This is a genomic window from Enterococcus sp. AZ095a (assembly GCF_050546735.1).
Classification (GTDB): Bacteria; Bacillota; Bacilli; order Lactobacillales; family Enterococcaceae; genus Enterococcus_D; species Enterococcus_D entomosocium.
Map to the genome: position 1 here is coordinate 604,426 of NZ_CP172953.1, position 15,796 is coordinate 620,221.

The 15,796-nt window shown below is 42.9% G+C and carries 13 protein-coding genes; 12 read left to right on the forward strand and 1 reads right to left on the reverse strand.

The features are described from left to right. Positions 1 to 157: 157 nt before the first annotated feature. Positions 158 to 1,648 carry a helix-turn-helix domain-containing protein gene (locus IGJ26_RS02820; RefSeq protein WP_194199907.1) on the forward strand — a complete coding sequence of 497 codons (1,491 nt, stop codon included), beginning with the start codon at positions 158 to 160 and terminating at the stop codon, positions 1,646 to 1,648. Between the two features lie 196 nt (positions 1,649 to 1,844). On the opposite strand, the gene IGJ26_RS02825 is transcribed toward IGJ26_RS02820, so the two are convergent. Beyond that, positions 1,845 to 2,048, reverse strand: a complete 204-nt coding sequence (locus tag IGJ26_RS02825; RefSeq protein WP_005232004.1) for a hypothetical protein — start codon at positions 2,046 to 2,048, stop codon at positions 1,845 to 1,847. 661 nt (positions 2,049 to 2,709) lie between these two features. Here IGJ26_RS02825 and IGJ26_RS02830 point away from each other — a divergent pair. The 11 genes from IGJ26_RS02830 (at position 2,710) to wecB (ending at position 15,794) form a co-directional block, all read left to right on the forward strand. Beyond that, on the forward strand, positions 2,710 to 6,318 hold the full coding sequence (locus IGJ26_RS02830) for an immunoglobulin-like domain-containing protein (RefSeq protein WP_194199908.1): 3,609 nt from the start codon (positions 2,710 to 2,712) through the stop codon (positions 6,316 to 6,318). A gap of 76 nt (positions 6,319 to 6,394) precedes the next feature. Further along, positions 6,395 to 6,889, forward strand: a complete 495-nt coding sequence (locus IGJ26_RS02835) for a hypothetical protein (RefSeq protein ID WP_194199909.1) — start codon at positions 6,395 to 6,397, stop codon at positions 6,887 to 6,889. Continuing rightward, positions 6,886 to 8,139: a nucleotide sugar dehydrogenase gene (locus IGJ26_RS02840; protein WP_061053763.1), complete on the forward strand. Its 1,254-nt coding sequence runs from the start codon at positions 6,886 to 6,888 to the stop codon at positions 8,137 to 8,139. The genes IGJ26_RS02835 and IGJ26_RS02840 overlap by 4 nt, the downstream gene beginning before the upstream one ends. 40 nt (positions 8,140 to 8,179) lie before the next feature. Then, a complete protein-coding gene (locus tag IGJ26_RS02845; RefSeq protein ID WP_061053764.1) occupies positions 8,180 to 8,914 on the forward strand; it encodes a YveK family protein in 735 nt (244 codons plus the stop codon). Then, positions 8,914 to 9,555: a CpsD/CapB family tyrosine-protein kinase gene (locus IGJ26_RS02850; protein WP_008377979.1), complete on the forward strand. Its 642-nt coding sequence runs from the start codon at positions 8,914 to 8,916 to the stop codon at positions 9,553 to 9,555. The genes IGJ26_RS02845 and IGJ26_RS02850 overlap by 1 nt, the downstream gene beginning before the upstream one ends. 13 nt (positions 9,556 to 9,568) lie before the next feature. Beyond that, positions 9,569 to 10,216 carry a sugar transferase gene (locus tag IGJ26_RS02855; RefSeq protein WP_008377982.1) on the forward strand — a complete coding sequence of 216 codons (648 nt, stop codon included), beginning with the start codon at positions 9,569 to 9,571 and terminating at the stop codon, positions 10,214 to 10,216. Further along, positions 10,216 to 10,962, forward strand: a complete 747-nt coding sequence (locus IGJ26_RS02860) for a WecB/TagA/CpsF family glycosyltransferase (RefSeq protein ID WP_008377984.1) — start codon at positions 10,216 to 10,218, stop codon at positions 10,960 to 10,962. The genes IGJ26_RS02855 and IGJ26_RS02860 overlap by 1 nt, the downstream gene beginning before the upstream one ends. Continuing rightward, a complete protein-coding gene (locus IGJ26_RS02865) occupies positions 10,959 to 12,212 on the forward strand; it encodes an O-antigen ligase family protein (RefSeq protein WP_429947383.1) in 1,254 nt (417 codons plus the stop codon). The genes IGJ26_RS02860 and IGJ26_RS02865 overlap by 4 nt, the downstream gene beginning before the upstream one ends. 8 nt (positions 12,213 to 12,220) lie before the next feature. After that, positions 12,221 to 13,636 (forward strand): oligosaccharide flippase family protein, encoded by a 1,416-nt coding sequence (locus IGJ26_RS02870; protein ID WP_194199911.1) that lies wholly within the window; start codon positions 12,221 to 12,223, stop codon positions 13,634 to 13,636. Further along, a complete protein-coding gene (locus tag IGJ26_RS02875; RefSeq protein WP_194199912.1) occupies positions 13,633 to 14,664 on the forward strand; it encodes a glycosyltransferase family 4 protein in 1,032 nt (343 codons plus the stop codon). Before IGJ26_RS02870 ends, IGJ26_RS02875 begins: the two co-directional genes overlap by 4 nt. Positions 14,665 to 14,696: 32 nt before the next feature. After that, a complete protein-coding gene (wecB, locus tag IGJ26_RS02880; protein ID WP_194199913.1) occupies positions 14,697 to 15,794 on the forward strand; it encodes a non-hydrolyzing UDP-N-acetylglucosamine 2-epimerase in 1,098 nt (365 codons plus the stop codon). Positions 15,795 to 15,796: the final 2 nt, after the last annotated feature.

A 15,796-nucleotide genomic window follows, 5' to 3' on the forward strand; every position in this document is an offset into this window, starting at 1 on the left:
AATAAGTCTACATAGAGAATACCTTGTTTGTTCACTTAAGTACACATTCAAGAAGCTTCTTAATGTGAATTTGGGAAATAGGAAGGTTTTTTTATGCACCTAAATATTGTACTATAGTAAAGACACTAGTCGGTGAGGAAGAAACACGGAGGGGAAAATGAGAGAATTGCAGTTAAATTTTATGCTAAATAAGACGACCGTTCGCTGGCTTCAAATGTTAAATACTTTTGAGCGAGAACGGACTTGTTCCATCGCAAGTTTAGCAAACAAACTTGATGTGACCCAACGGACGATCAGCTCGGATATCAAAGAATTGAAAACCTATCTACAAGAGGCAGCCGAATTTTCGCTTGTAGCCAATGGCTATCATTTTAGGGAAACGAATCCGAAAAAATACTTGTCCCAAAAAAAGGAGCTTGTTGCAGAAGAAGGAATGTATCAAATCGTGGAAGCCATTTTCCACGGTGAATTCTGTTCGGTTGAAGAGTGGGCGCAGCGCTTGTATGTATCAGAAAGTACGATGCGTCGTTATTTGAATACTGCTTCTGTGACGTTGCGAAAGTATCATGTGGAGTGGATCTTGCAACCGGTTAATTTGAGTGGCTCCGAAGCCAATATTCGCAAGTTCTTTAAAGATTTTTATTATGAATCAGATGTCACCCCTCATACGCTCTTGCCCCCCAAAGAACTGATTGCACTAGTCAGTGATGTCTTCTCAGAAATTCCCGCAGAGCTGGTGAATACAGGCGTTTCTCCGAGTGATTTTTATTATAGCTTGTATATTGCGATCAAGCGTTACCAATTGGGAGAGACGGTTCAGATTCCTCAATCGTTGGCAAAAATCATCGAAACCCATGAGGCATTTGCCGTAATGAATGACTTAGCACCTAAAATCGAAGCGCTATACCGAGTAAGACTGCCGCAACAAGAAATTATGTGGCTTTATTTAGTGACCGTGATGAAACGGACTTTGACCGAGCCTGAAAAAGAGCAGCAATTCGTTGCATCGTTTGGACTGTATCCTGAACTCGAAGAACTGAGTCAGCGCTTCGTTCAAGAATGGGGCATTTCCTTTCAAGAGCCCCAACGGGTCAAGACGATGATCCACGCCTTTTTCCTGTCAAAGAAAATCAATGAGCAACTGGCGCCCGTTTTAAATCACTTGCTAACAGAAGTAAAAAATGAAGCGCAGAAGCATCGTTCTGCCGCTTATCAAAGGAATCTGGCATTTATGAAGCAGCACCAAGCGATTCTTGGGATCAAGCAGGAGTATCTGGTAGATATTTGTGCGGCACTGACCCTTTACAGTGAAGCAATCAGGGAGCTCTATGCTCAAAAAGTCAGACGGATCGCATTGATAATAGAAGGCGATCTCTATGCCTGTCACACGATTCGTGCGCGCTTTTTGCGTTATGTCGGCAATGATCATCTGGTATTTTTTCCAAAAATCAATGAATTGACGACCGATTATTTGAAGGGAAATGCCATTGATCTTGTGGTTACAAATTATAGCGAATATTTATCAGAGTTCATCTTATCGACAGATTATCTTTTGCTCAAAGCAATCCCCGATTATCAAGATTGGCAAAGAGTGATTGAAAAAATCGATCCTCAGTTAGGGCAAGCGTTAAACGCTCCCACAGCCTAATATACGTGTTGAAAAAGAGCATGACGAGGACATGTGTGGATAAATCAAAGAGAAAAGCCGCAACCGTTGCGATCGACGGTTGCGGCTTTTATTCGTTCATCTAATAAAAAAGGGAGTTATCTGAAAATAGGCCCACTGTTCCTGAATACCAAAAGATTGGGTTATTTTGGTGAAAGAACAGCCTACGTTGAAACAGTTAGTTGGCATTTACTAGTTTATCAAAAATTGCTTCAAAGGTTTTGAACGTATCACTATCTAACTGACAAAGCCATAAAAGGTAGCTTTTTTCTTTGAATGTCCATTCGATCGAAGGGTAAGAGGCAATCAAGGCATGGTATTTCTCTCGTTGTTCACTGGTAGCTAATAACCACCGCTTCTCAAAAATCTTTTTCTCTTCCATTTTTATCTATCCCCCATAAAGAAACGTTGCCTGAAACTTCACTAACGGGCAACGTAAATCTAATGATATGCAGATCTATGTTTAGTATACCAAAGAAAAATGAATTTTTTTAGAAGATGTGTAAAATTACATACAATTTCTTTTATTTTGCTTTTTTTGGGACCTTTTTTGAAGAAAAGAAGCGTTCTGTTGAAAGGAACTGTTGTTAAAAATGTTTGTGATAATACTAAGAATTAGTAGGCAGAAACCTTGTATCCATCGTATTGAGTCAAGTGGTTACAGGTAATAACAAAAATGGACGATCCTTTTTAAATGATAAGGAATCGTCTTTTTTTTATAACACTTTTTTTTGCACAAACTTTTAAAATGCCTTATTTAAAAAGAAAATGAAAATCAATTTATTCATACAGGTTTGCAAATCTTGATTTATCGATTGATGATCAACCATGGTAAATTTAATCTCGTTAAAAACGATAAAATTTCGTCAAAAAAGCATTATTTTATAGCTCTAATTTAGGTTTTTAGAGAGTTTGTATCGAATAGGTTGTTCCGATAAGAGCTATAACTGATTTTTTTCGAGGGAGTAAGAAAGGGTGACTGATAAAAACGTGAAATGAATCTTTAAAGTACAAGAGAAAGAATAGAGAAAAAGGAGTTACTTATGAATAACAAATTTAGTAAAAAAGTCACAGGTTTATTGTTGATTAGTCATTTAACTTTATCGGCGTTGCCAATAAATGCGATGGCGACAGAAAAAACTGATAATTCTTCAGGAGTGACACAAGAGAGAATAGAAGCTCCAAATTTATTATCAGATAGTGAAGCAACTCAAAGCACAGAAAATGACCATACAGCAACCAATGAGCAAGCAGTTCAGGAAACAGAGGGTTCTCCTACTGAAAGTGAAGAAGCTCAAACAGAAGTTTCTACTGAGAACTCTTCAGAAAATAATGAAGTCGCAGAAAATGATGAACAAGCGGATGCACCAAATGAAGAAACCTCAGAAAGTAATTCTAACGAATCATCAGAAGACGCTGCTGAAACCCGTTCAACAAGGGCAAGTGTCCAAGTAACATCTGATGCTGAATTACGGACAGCGTTAGCCAATGCGACGGTTACACAAATCAGCTTAGCCAATAACATCACGATGACCAGTAGTGTGACATGGACAGGGACGACCAAAACGATTGAAGGTAATGGTCATACGTTAACCTTCGGGAATAATGTTCGGTTGTATGGAAATACGGTAAATCAAGGATTAAGTATCAGAAATGTGAGAATCGTGGCTCATGCAACAAATACGATCTATCAAAATAGAACGTCCAGTGTTTCCTTCACAAACGTTACTCATGAAAATAGTCATGCAACGGGGCGCTTACTCTATTTAGCCGCTAGCAATTCTTCAGCTAATTTCTTTGGCGAAAACCGATTAAATGCAGGTTCCTTGATTTGGGCTACTTCGAATGTCCGAATGAATATCGGCAGTGGTGCTTCTGTAGTTGCAAATAACAATGGAACAGCTCGTGCGATTTATCTTGCAAGTGGTGGTCGAATTGATTTAGGTGAAGGCAGTTTATTAGACGTTACTCAAAACAATCCTTCAAATACAGCAAAAGCAGTCTTGATCGAAGGAAGTGCCTCAAGCGTAGTAGTTAATTCGAATGCAACGTTTAAGATCACAAGTGCGCCAAATACGCAAAAAACACAAGAAGCATTGGGGTTGCGAGGTGCTTTGACCGTATTATCTGGGGGAACACTGGATGTCGTGGGAAGAAGCACGTATTCAACGGTAAACGTTGGACAATCAAGCACTTTCCACGAAGGATCAAATGTTCGAATCCAAAACAATCATACGAATGGAACCGCAATTGGGTCCTATCCAGGAACAACGAACTACACGATCCACTCATCGACAGGAATGCAAACTTGGAGAAGATCAGCTGATTTTTCAGGAGAGCCCAGCTTTAATTATCCAGAGTTTAGACAAGGTTCTTTCTCACTAAATACTTATACGAACAAACAAGTTACTTCGCGGATTGAATCCAATGACTCAATCTTCAACGCAACATTCAATAGTTCTCAAATCGGAAAAATCGCTTTTGGTGACTTTGTGGATACCGCAACGATTCAACAAACGACCATTGACGACTTAACCACAAGCTCAACGCACATTACGGGGCGAGCTGAGCCAAATGCCGATTTAGCAGTCACTATTGAAGGACAAGGAAGTTTAACGGGACGCGTTGCAAGTGATGGAACTTATCAATTTGCGATTCCGAACGCACCATTAGCAGTTGGAACAAAAGTGACTGTTACCGCAACGTCCAATGGTATTCAATCGGTTGCAGAAACAGTTGTAGAGGATAGTGAAAAAGAAACGATTGCCGAAACAACGATTTCCGAGCTAAATACTGACTCCACAAGTGTGACGGGAACGGCTGAGCCGAATGCTGAGATTACGATCAAAGCCGGTGACACGATCATTGCGAATGGACGAGTGGGTAGTGATGGCATCTATGCATTGACGATTGAGAAACAACAAGCTGGTACGGTAGTTACCGCCCAAGCAACCTTAAATGGCATTTCATCAAATATTGCAGAAACCATGGTTGATCGAGCAACGATCGCCGAAACAACATTGAATGAGGTGACAACCACATCCACTACCGTTAGCGGAACAGCCGAACCAGATGCACATGTGGAAATTACTATAGGCGATTCTGAAACGAAAAATGCCACTGTTGACAGTGATGGCAATTTTGAAGTAGAGATTGATCCGCAAGCAGCGGGAACAATTATTACTGCTCAAGCAAGCATCGATGGATTGCAATCAAATATTGCTTCAACGATCGTTGTCACTGATCCAGCAAACACCGAAGGCACGATTACACCAGCAAGCTACAATGTTTCTTCGGCCGATCAGTTCCTGAGAGGGTCGTATACCGGTGATGTTGTATCTGCCCGTGTGTATGTAAATGGATCATCCGTTCGTGGTGGGAATTTTGCTGATGGTTCGTTTGAATTCTTTATCGGCAATCGCATCCAATCCGTAGATGATGTCGTAGAAATCGAAGCCTTGGATCAATATGGCAAAGTACTTGATCGGACAACCGTTGAATTAACTAGAGATTTGGCTGGTTCGATCACACCGGATCAATATCGTGTTGGCGAAACAATGATTACAGGGACCTTTACGGGTGATGTCAATTTTGCACGTTTAGTGATCAATGGCACGCCTTCTAATGCATGGGGTGGTACCTTCAATGCCGATGGCACCTTCTCGTTTTATGTAGCGAATCTTGGAATCAAAGCGGGCGATAAAGTTGAGATCCAAGCGTTGAACCGCCAAATTAACGGTAACACGGAAGCAATCGAAGTGCTAGAAACCAAAGAAGTAACAGTGATTGATCAACTTCAAGGGACGATCACACCGGATCAATACAGTTACACCGATACCATGATTACGGGAACCTTTACGGGAGATATCAATTTTGCCAACTTAGTGATTGATGGACAGTCTGTAGGGAACTGGGGTGGCACATTCAATAAAGAAACTGGCCGCTTTGAATTCTTTGTTCACGCACAATTTAGAGACCAGATCAGAACGGCAACGAAAGTAGAATTGCAAACCTACCATCGTGAAACAGTCGATGGACAAACGATTGATCATAAGCTGGTGTTGCAGCCGGTAGAAATCGTCAAAGCAGCAGGCACGATTCAACCAGCAGCCTTCAAAGTGACAGAGAGTGAAATTACCGGAACCTTTACAGGCGATGTGAATTTCGCCAACTTGATCGTTGATGGACGTTCAATTTCATGGGGAGGCACCTTTAACACCGCAAACCAGACGTTTACTTACTTTGTCAATCAAACGACCCGCGACTTGATTCGCGATGCGGAAACAGTTGAATTGGTTGCTTACCATCGGGAGGTTGTTAGTGGCCGTCCGGTAGACACCGAATTGGATCGCAGTGTAGTCACTATCGATAAAGAATTTACTGGAACGATTACGCCAAATCCATACAAGCTGGGAGACAGAACCATTACGGGGACCTATACAGGCGATGACATCAACTTTGCTCGACTTGAAATTGATGGCATGATCCTGTGGGTGAGCGGTTTTGCGGATGGTACCTTTACCGCCTACTTGAACCAAGAACAAGCCAACAGTGTGACAAAAGACAGCCAGATGACGATCTATGCATTGCATCGCTTTGCTGACTTAAGTACACGAGAGATTGCACAAGCAACCGTTTCAATCACAGAATAAGAAACAGAAACTACGAGAGCCCCTTGGACCTTGCCTGTTGCAAGGGGCTCTTCATTGATAGAAAGAGAGAAAGCAAATGAACATGAAGAAAAAAATCGTTAGCCTCTTTAGCCTTGCCCTCATGGGGAGTTTTTTAGCGGCTTGCTCGGCGGATGACCAAGCAAAGACGGATACTACCCAAGGCAGCGAACCAATCGAACAAATCACGGATCAAAGCAATGCCGAGCCGCAATCGATCATTGGTGGATTAAAGATCATCATCGACAAACAAGAAATCAATCAAAAGAAAACAGAAGATGGGGAACAAGTATTACATACATTTACCATCACAGCAGAAAATATGGGGTCAGTTGCCGCTGGATTAGGTTCGATTGATTTTCTTTTAGAAACTGAAGAGGGAGAATTTCTTGAACTTGATCATACCATGGCGATGTTTGGCAATGAGATCGCTGTAGGTGAAACCATCACTGGACAAGTTTCCTTTGCTTTAGAAGAAGGACAAGTGGCGAAAAAACTGATTTATAAACCCGGTGAAGAACAATTAGCAGAATGGGATGTTAAGAGCGAATGAAGGTAAACGTTATTGGATTGGGGTATATCGGGCTGCCCACAGCACTTACTTTTGCAAACCATGGGATTGAAGTCGTTGGGGTTGATGTGTCAGAAACAGTCGTTCAATCACTTCAAGCAGGTCAGGCACCAATCGAAGAACCCGACATTGATCGCTATCTAGCACAAGCTTTAGCGAAAAAGACATTCAATGCACAGTTGGTACCAGAAAAAGCGGATGTCTTTATTATTGCCGTACCAACGCCAAATATCGCCGATCAATTTGGTAGTTGCGACTTGTCCTACGTGAAAGCGGCGATGGCTGCTATCTTACCCTATCTTGAAAAAGGCAACACAGTCATTGTTGAATCGACCATTCAACCCCGCACGATGGAAGACATCGTTGGACCCTTTTTTGAAAAAGCAAGTTATACCATTGGAGAAGATCTCTATTTGTTGCATTGCCCAGAGCGAGTTTTGCCAGGGAAAATCTTTGAAGAGCTGGTGATGAACAATCGAATCATTGGTGGCATGACGAGCGCTTGCACCCAACAAGGCAAACGCATTTATCAGACCTTCGTCAAAGGAAACGTGCTGGAGACTTCTGCAAGTATCGCTGAGCTATCGAAATTGATGGAAAACACCTATCGCGACTTGAACATTGCACTAGCCAATGAATTGGTCCAAATTGGGGATCGCCTAAACATTGATGCACTCCAAGTGATTGAGTTAGCCAATCAGCATCCACGGGTCAATATCCATCAACCGGGACCTGGTGTCGGCGGTCATTGCTTAGCAGTCGATCCGTATTTTGTTGTCGCGGCAGCACCTGATGACGCGAAGTTAATTCAATTGGGGCGGATGATCAATACAGAGATGCCTGAATTCATTATAAAAAAAGTCGAAGAGATCTTAGCGATTCATGGTGGAAACAAAATCGCGGTCCTAGGGTTGGCGTATAAGGGCAACATTGACGATGCCAGAGAAAGTCCGGCTGTTGAGATCGCCAAAAGATTGAAACAAAAGAAAGCTCTGCAAGTCACTACCTATGATCCTTATGTCGCCACTTCTGATGTTGCACAAATTGAAGCAGCACTAACAGACAGTGATCTGGCATTGATCCTCTGTGACCATGATGCCTTTAAAGACATAGCGCCGGCAGCCATTCAAGCGATGAAACAAAAAATCGTTTTTGACACGAAAAATATTGTGACAGGTAAAACGAGGTTCGAGGCTGCCTATTCTCTTGGGTCATTACCAAGCGCCCAGTAAATGGTTTGATTGCTATTTCTGTTATTGAAAGGGAAAACCAATGAATAAAGAAATAAATATGAAAAAATTGAAGCAAGTCCTTCAGCAACGAATAGGCTGGATCCTCATGATCATTAGTATTCCCTTACTAGCGATGTTGCTTTATCTAACCCTGTTTGCTGAACCCATTTATCAAAAAAGTGCACAGTTGCTGATTAGTCAGTCAGAAACGATAGCTGGCAATCGTCTGGAAAACCAGACGATTCAGGCAGACCTTCAACTCGTCAGTACCTATAGCACCATCATCATGAGTCCTCGCATCTTAAATGAAGTCAGTGAGGCGCTAGAGGGAAGCTACGATGTGTCTGAATTGTCGGAGATTTTGAGTGTTACCAATGCCACCAACTCGCAGATCATCGAAATCAACGCTTACCATCAAAGTCCGAAGATCGCAGCCGAAATCGCCAATACGACCGCCAGCGTTTTTAGTGAAGAGATCCCTAAAATCATGAACATTGATAATGTCACGATCTTAGCAGAAGGAACCGTTTTGCCACAAGAAACGCCTGCTCGTCCAAACAAGTTTTTGTTGTACAGTTTGACCACTTTTTTAAGTCTTCTTTTCGCTTTTACGTATGTGTTCCTCCTGTTGGTTTTTGAGCGCAGTTTTGCTTCGAATACGGAAATCGAAGAGGTCTTAGGGGTAAAGGTCATCGGAGAGATAAGCAAAGAAAAACGAGTTGCTTCGTTTAAAACCATCCAGTCGAGAAGCTTTAGAGGAAGGAAGCGTGTGTGATGCGTAGCATGAAGGAAAATTATTCCATCATCAGCGAACAAGTCAAGTTGATTCGCGAAAATGTCGACTATTTATGCCAACAACAAGATGCTCAAACGATTTTGATTACTTCAGGAGAAAGCGGTACGGGAAAATCCACGGTCTCGGCAAATTTGGCGGTCGCCTATGCCCAAAAAGGGAACCGAACCTTATTGATCGATGCGGATCTGCGTAAACCCACCCAACATTATTTGTTTTCACAAGAAATGCACGTGGGCTTGTCCAACTATATCCGACGGGACATCTCGATCGAAAGCTGTGTCCAACAAGTGATTTTAGAAGATTGCGAATTTTCAATCATCACTAGTGGAGCCATTATGTCAAACCCTAATGATCTGCTCGCTTCTTCGAAAATGACCGCAGCCTTGCAAGAGGTCAAACAACTATACGATGTGGTCATTATTGATACGCCACCAGTCAATGTCGTTTCGGATGCCTTGATCCTAGCCAAGAAAGTCGACGGTGTACTTTTAGTCGTTCATGCGGATAAAACGAACAAACAATCCGCAAAAAATGCCGTCAAAAAGCTACGCCTAGTTAACGCAAACATCTTAGGTGTCGTGGCGAATGGCACGGACACGGGTGAAAATTACTATTATTAAGGAGGGGAACTTTGTGGAAAGACCCGCTTTAGACAAGCAGTCAAGGGTTCAAGCGACTAGCTATTTACGTTGGAAACGCACGATAGAAACTATCTTTAGCTTGGGCTTATTAGTCGTCCTTAGCCCGCTGTTACTGCTGATTTGTATAGGGATCAAATTTTCTAACTGGCAGGCACCGATTATTTTTAAGCAAGTTCGTGTTGGCAAAAATGAGGCCACGTTTGTGATGTACAAATTTCGAACGATGGTGCCTGATGCCGATCAATTATTAGGGCGATACCTTGATAAAAACGAAATTGAAGGGGCCATGTTCAAGCTGAAGAAAGATCCGCGAGTGACGCGCTTAGGCCGTTTTTTAAGAAAAACGAGTCTTGATGAACTGCCCCAATTGATCAATGTCTTGAAAGGGGAGATGGCACTGGTCGGCCCCCGTCCTCCTTTAGAAAGAGAAGTCGTCAGTTATTCAGAAAAAGACAAGCAACGATTGTGTGTCACACCCGGGTGCACAGGGTTGTGGCAAGTCAGTGGACGAAACGAATTGAGCTTTCAAGAGATGGTCGCATTGGATCTCTATTACATCAATAACCTGAGCTGGTTATTGGACTTGAAAATAATTATGAAAACGATTGGCGTTGTTTTCTTACCCAAAGGAGCATTCTAATGGAGCAACAAGTACGTGTATCACTTTTAGGCAGCAATCTCGATTCCTTAAACTTTCAGGAAACCATTACTAAGATCGAGGCAATGATCGAACAGGGGATGCCCGCACAGCATGTTTCAATTAACGCGGGAAAAATAAACTTGATGCGAAAAGATCCCTCGTTGCGATCGATCGTCAATCGGGCAGCTTTGATCACGGCTGATGGGCAGTCGATTGTCTGGGCAGCGAAATATTTAGGGTGCCCGGTACCAGAAAGGGTAACAGGCATCGATCTTTTTCGCGAGCTGGTCAAATTGGCAGCAGAAAAAGGCTGGCGTCCTTATTATTTAGGAGCAACTGCCGAAGTCGTAGAAGCCGTCGTCAAACATGACCAACAGCTCTATCCCGACCTGAACATAGCGGGTTTTCACCATGGCTATTTTTCCGAAGTCGAATCATTGGACGTGGCAAAAGAGATTGCACGGACGCAACCAGACTTGCTGTTTGTCGCTTTTTCTAGCCCGCAAAAAGAGATTTGGCTCGATACATTCAGCGAAGTGTTGCAAGTGCCATTTGCGATGGGCGTTGGCGGCAGCTTTGATATCGTCGCAGGCAAAACCAAACGAGCGCCTTTGTGGATGCAGCGGGCAGGTTTGGAATGGTTTTATCGCTTTGCGCAAGAGCCAGTCAGGATGTTTGATCGCTATATCATAGGAAATTTACGCTTTTTACAGTATGTGTGGGGAGAAAAAAGAAGAAACGCATGAAATCAAAACAGCAAAGCCATCACCGCTTCTTCCTGGGGATTGTGGCCATTTTTCCGATAATCGACGTCTTAAACGGCTTATTTCTAAGTCTGGGCATTCCTTTTCCCATTGGCGTGTTCTACCGTTTGCTGTTCTTTTTGTTCTTAGTGATTATGATCGTGACAGAAAAGATTCCCCATAGCTACTATACATATTTAACGTATGGGTTTATCGCTGTGACGCTTACGATTTTTCTGTTACAAGCACTTTTTCTAGGGTACAGCTGGCAGTGGGTGATCGAGGATCTATCGGTGTATATCAAATACCTCTTATGGGTACTGATTCCTTATTATGTCTATCAACGAAAAAACGACTTCTCCAAACTGCACTACGACAGCTTGTTTATTGTTATCAGTGTCTGCTTCACCTTGGGGCTACTGATTCCTTATTTTTTAGGGCTAGGCTACCAAACTTATGACAATTCTGATGCTGGGTATAAAGGCTATTTCTTTGCCAATAATGATACGAGCTTTGCCTTTATTGTTTCAATCACCTTTACAGTCCAGGCACTAATTGTTTCGATCAAAGAACAGACCCATAAGTTTTCACTGTTTTTGGCTAGTTTATTCGCTGGAAATTTCGTCTGTTTGGTCTTGGTCGGTACGAAAACCGGCGTGTTTTATGGTGTCGGTGTGTTGTTCTATCTTTTAATCCGATTGGTGCTAGGCATTGAACGTAAAGCATTTCTGCAACAATTGTTTATCTGGTTTATGAGTTTTATTACGATTGCTTGGCTGCTTATTCAAGGACTACCATTGCTGATCCAAGCCGTCGAAGGAACCTATCTTCGCATAGTGTATTTTTATCATCTTTTCGACGGGGACTTGATCCGGTTACTTTCTAGTTCAAGAAGTGATTTTTTGATTGGTGGGATGAACGCCTTCTTAAATGATGAGGCCCGACACTTTACCATGATCTTTGGCCAAGGCTTTGAATACCGTTTGGCACACTTTGGTCGTCTTGGCTTAATTGAAATGGACTTCTTCGACACCCTTTTCGGGCAAGGCCTACTGGGAATAGCGTTATTGCTGCTAATGCTCGCCTATTTTGTCTATTTGGCCTTTCAGCCACGAAAACGATCGGTTTATAGTTTTGCCTTGATCGTGGTGCTTTTTTATAGTTTTTTTGCCGGGCATGTTTTGTATTCGGCATTGTCTTCCACCTTTTTAGGATTGATTTGTGGAGGCATTATTTTAACAGAGAAAGAGTGAACAACTGATTGAAAAAATTACTTTTGAGGCTGGGCTTTTTCTCCCTCGGTTCGTTAGGTTCGGCGGTCTTAAACTTGGTGCTTTTGCCCGTAACGACCAGCTTTTTGACACCCGAAGAATATGGGAAGACCAGTATGTTTTTCCTTGCACAGACCTTTTTGATATACGTGATCTATCTCGGCTTCGACCAAGCCTTTACGAGGGAATACCATGACCACGAAAACAAACGCGAGTTATTGCAACAAGCGATGCTCGTCCCGTTGCTCGGTTCATTTTTCTTTCAGCTGATCCTAGTGGTTTTTGCAGCAGATTTCTCGCAGCTTTTATTTGAGTCTCCACAGTACACCCGTGCGATTTATTTATTTGCTCTTTCGTCGGGACTGCTGATTTTTGAACGGTTTCTTTTGTTAACGGTTCGAATGCAAAACAAAGCGATCCAGTTCTCCGTTTACAGTATTTTGGTGAAATTCATGGTCTTGTTCATCACGTTGCTGTTTCTCTTTTTTGGTCCGCCGACGTTTATTACGGTGGTCTATGGCATGCTCTTCGGTCAGATTATCGGTGATTGTCTGTTGATTCTGGCAAACCTGGCGCTTTTTGTGCCGCTCATTCGCCAAATCGATCGCAACCTGATCAAAAAGCTGAGTCGTTTTGGCTTGCCGACGGTGGTGGGAACGTTCCTCTATAGCCTGTTAATGATTATCGACAAAATGATGCTGCGCTATTTTGCTGATTTTGCCGCTTTGGGTATCTACACGGCTGCATTCAAAGTGGCAAGTGCCTTGATGATTCTACAAGTTAGTTTTGCCAATTTTTGGATTCCCACCTCCTATGAATGGTTCAAAAAAGGCAAACCATTGATTTATTACGAACGAGTCAGTCACTTTATCATGTTCGTCTTGTCGATTTTCTTTTTACTGATGGTCTTTTTCAAAGAAACGATCGTCATCTTATTGTCGCAAGACTACTTAGAGGCCCAGTACTTGTTTCCCTTGTTATGTTTTTATCCCTTGATGATGACGATCAGTGAAACGACCAATCTCGGGATCGTTTTTTATAAGAAAAGTCATTTGAATATTGCTGCCTCTTTGCTGGCGGTCTTAGCCGCATCCCTTGGTCATCTCCTACTCGTACCGACAATTGGCGCCACAGGAGCGGCTTGTGCTACGGCATTAGGGTACTTGGTCTTCTTTTTTGCCCGTACATATTTTTCAATGAGGTATTGGCAGGGATTTTCAGTCAAACGGCAAGTCAGCCTTTCGATCGTGCTGTATTGCTTTGCGCTGTTTACGGCATTCAATCGCATTCTTTGGCTGGAAAAGAGCCTCGTTTTGCTGCTGATGCTCTTCGTCGTTGTTCTTTATCGCAAGGAACTAAAGCAGGTAACTAGATTTGTACAAGAAAGGAAAATCAACAAAGCATGAATATCTTACTTATCGGTCCAGATCCAGCAGCAAAAGGGGGGATCGCAACGGTCATTCATAATTTCCAAAAAGCAAAAGCGCCAGAGGACGTGCGTTTCGTCGTCCATAAGACTTGGTCGGAAAAAGGAAAATATTGGACGCAGCTCAAAGCGTTTCTTACGTTTCGTCGGCACATCAAAAAAGAAAGGTGCCAGATCCTTCATTTCCACGTTGCGCAAAAGGGCAGTTTCTATCGCAAGAGTTTGCTGTTGTTGCTAGCACCAAAACATTGCAAGACGATTTTTCATATGCATGCTTCGCAATTTGACCAGTTTTATCAAAACAGTCCTTCGTGGGCAAAGTGGTGGGTCCGTTTTACCTTAGCTCGGGTGGATCAGCTCGTAGTGCTAAGTAGTAGCTGGTCAGCATTTTACCAAACGATTACCGATACCTCAATCGAGGTCTTGCCAAATGCCGTAGCGGTGTCGGAGGAATCCTTTTATGACCCCACCGCAAAATGGATCATCACTCTTGGCAGGATCGGGCAAAGAAAAGGCAGTTTTGATCTGTTGGCAGTTGCAAAAGCAATGGCTGTTTCCTTTCCCGAGATTCGCTTTATGTTATTTGGCGATCAAGAAAATCAACAGGTTGCCCAACAGCTCCAAGAAGAGGCTCTCACCAATGTGTTCTTAAATGAGTGGGTAGCAACCGATGCGTTACCAGCTGTTTTTCGTAAGGCAGCCATCCATTTTCTCCCTTCTTATCACGAAGGCTTGCCGATGGCGATCTTAGAAACCATGGCGGCAGGTATCCCCAATGTAACGACGAAGGTTGGGGGAATCCCAGAGTTGATCCAATCGGGTGAAAACGGCTACCTAGTAGCTGCCGGTGATATTCAAGCAATGATCGAGACGTTGAGCGGTCTGTTAGCTAACGAGGAAGAACGAATCAAAAGCAGCCAACAAGCCAGAGCAACGATTGAGCAACAGTATGCCTTAACGTCGTATATGAAGCGCTGGCAGAAGATTTACAAAAAGCAACTTGATTAATGCTCAAATTGCTGAAAAAAAGGAGAAGTACGATGCAAAAAATAAAGGTATTATCTATTTTTGGTACACGACCAGAAGCCATCAAGATGGCACCGGTCATAAAAAAACTAGCAAATGATCCACGCTTCCTATCAAAGATCGTCGTGACAGGGCAGCATCGAGAAATGCTTGAGCAAACATTAGCGGCGTTTGAGCTGACCCCTGATTACGACTTGGCTATCATGCGAGAAAATCAAACCTTGTCTAGTATCACCAGTCGTATTTTAGAAGGACTCGAAGGTATTTTTCAATCAGAAGAACCAGACGTAGTGTTGGTCCATGGCGATACGACGACGGCAGTGGCAGCTGCGCTGGCCGCTTTTTATCAGCAGATCTTGATTGGTCATGTGGAGGCTGGGCTACGAACAGGTAACAAGAATGATCCGTTTCCAGAAGAAATGAATCGCCGGTTGATTGATCAACTAGCAGATTTTCTCTTTGCCCCTACAGATCAAAGTCAGGCAAATCTGCTAAAAGAAAATCATCCACAAGACCGCATCGTCGTTACTGGCAATACGTCTATTGATGCTTTGTACCACACCTTGGCACAAAAAAAAGACCGAAAACCAATTAGTGAAAAAAAAATCCTTTTAGTTACAATGCACCGGCGAGAAAACATTGGGCAACCCATGGAACAAGTGTTTCGTGCACTAAAACGGATCGCTGTTGCTTATCCCGCACTGACGATGGTCTTTCCGATGCATAAAAACCCTCGTGTCCGTACACTAGCCAAGCGCTATTTAGAAGGGCAGCAAAATATTGAGCTGATCGAACCATTGGATGCCCCTGCATTCTATCAGTTACTGGCAGGCAGCTACCTTGTTTTGACCGATTCAGGAGGGATTCAAGAAGAAGCACCCTCCTTGGGGATTCCTGTCTTGATCGTACGTGAAACGACGGAACGCCCAGAAGGGGTGGCAGCAGGGACTTTAAAACTGATTGGTACCCATGAGGAGCATGTGTATTCAGAAATCGTTCATTTATTGTCTGATGAGGCAGCATACAAACAGATGGCGCAAGCCAAAAATCCCTATGGAGATGGACAAGCCAGTGAGCGAATCGTGGCTGAATTAAAAAGTTATTTCGAGTAGAG

What these genes read in the sequence shown, in the direction of transcription:
- IGJ26_RS02850 (WP_008377979.1), top strand. Translation starts at nt 8,914, where the DNA reads ATGCGTAGCATGAAGGAAAATTATTCCATCATCAGCGAACAAGTCAAG.
- IGJ26_RS02835 (WP_194199909.1), top strand. Translation starts at nt 6,395, where the DNA reads ATGAACATGAAGAAAAAAATCGTTAGCCTCTTTAGCCTTGCCCTCATG.
- IGJ26_RS02860 (WP_008377984.1), top strand. Translation starts at nt 10,216, where the DNA reads ATGGAGCAACAAGTACGTGTATCACTTTTAGGCAGCAATCTCGATTCC.
- IGJ26_RS02845 (WP_061053764.1), top strand. Translation starts at nt 8,180, where the DNA reads ATGAATAAAGAAATAAATATGAAAAAATTGAAGCAAGTCCTTCAGCAA.
- wecB (WP_194199913.1), top strand. Translation starts at nt 14,697, where the DNA reads ATGCAAAAAATAAAGGTATTATCTATTTTTGGTACACGACCAGAAGCC.
- IGJ26_RS02865 (WP_429947383.1), top strand. Translation starts at nt 10,959, where the DNA reads ATGAAATCAAAACAGCAAAGCCATCACCGCTTCTTCCTGGGGATTGTG.
- IGJ26_RS02825 (WP_005232004.1), bottom strand. Translation starts at nt 2,048, where the DNA reads ATGGAAGAGAAAAAGATTTTTGAGAAGCGGTGGTTATTAGCTACCAGT.
- IGJ26_RS02875 (WP_194199912.1), top strand. Translation starts at nt 13,633, where the DNA reads ATGAATATCTTACTTATCGGTCCAGATCCAGCAGCAAAAGGGGGGATC.
- IGJ26_RS02830 (WP_194199908.1), top strand. Translation starts at nt 2,710, where the DNA reads ATGAATAACAAATTTAGTAAAAAAGTCACAGGTTTATTGTTGATTAGT.
- IGJ26_RS02840 (WP_061053763.1), top strand. Translation starts at nt 6,886, where the DNA reads ATGAAGGTAAACGTTATTGGATTGGGGTATATCGGGCTGCCCACAGCA.
- IGJ26_RS02820 (WP_194199907.1), top strand. Translation starts at nt 158, where the DNA reads ATGAGAGAATTGCAGTTAAATTTTATGCTAAATAAGACGACCGTTCGC.